The organism is Micromonospora sp. NPDC093243, from assembly GCF_044753725.1.
GTDB lineage: Bacteria > Actinomycetota > Actinomycetes > Mycobacteriales > Micromonosporaceae > Micromonospora.
In genome coordinates, this window is sequence record NZ_JBIVNT010000010.1 from 264,705 (window position 1) to 265,274 (window position 570).

The 570-nt window shown below is 74.6% G+C and carries 1 protein-coding gene and 1 rRNA gene; one reads left to right on the forward strand and one right to left on the reverse strand.

The features are described 5' to 3' along the window. On the forward strand, positions 1–388 hold a 388-nt coding region (locus ACIP9D_RS29620; RefSeq protein ID WP_400451303.1), incomplete at its 5' end, for a hypothetical protein. Positions 389–479: 91 nt separating this feature from the next. Here the strand turns inward: ACIP9D_RS29620 and rrf are convergent. Beyond that, positions 480–570 (reverse strand): 5S ribosomal RNA (rrf, locus tag ACIP9D_RS29625); the annotation flags it as partial.

Here is a 570-nt window from a genome sequence, read left to right on the forward strand (position 1 = left end):
GGTCGCCACCACGGAAACCGCCCTCGCGACGGTCACCGCCGCGGAAGCCACCTTCACGACGGTCACCGCCACGGAAGCCGCCCTCGCGCGACGGGCCCGACCGGTAGCCACCCTCACGGTCGCCGCCGCGGAATCCGCCCTCGCGGCGGTCGCCGCCCTGGTAGCCGCCCTCGCGGCGGTCGCCGCCGCGGAAGCCGCCCTCGCGGCGGTCGCCGCCTCGGGAGCCGTCACGGTCTCCGGAGTACCCGCGCGCACCGCCGCGGTTGTCCTGGCCGCCTCGGTACGGCGGCCGGTCGCGGTCGTCCCGCCGCGGGGCTCGGTCTCGCCCACCCGGCCCGTCGGTGCGGTCCTCGTTACGACGGGGGCGGTCGTCGCCCTGCGGTCCTGAACTCACGGGGTACATCCTTCCTGATTGCGCCAGCTGTGGCGCTACGCAGTCGAGGGCCGACCCGGATGGGGCGGCCCTCGACTGGAAGATTGTCCGGCGGCGTCCTACTCTCCCACACCCTCCCGAGTGCAGTACCATCGGCGCTGGAGGGCTTAGCTTCCGGGTTCGGAATGTGACCGGGC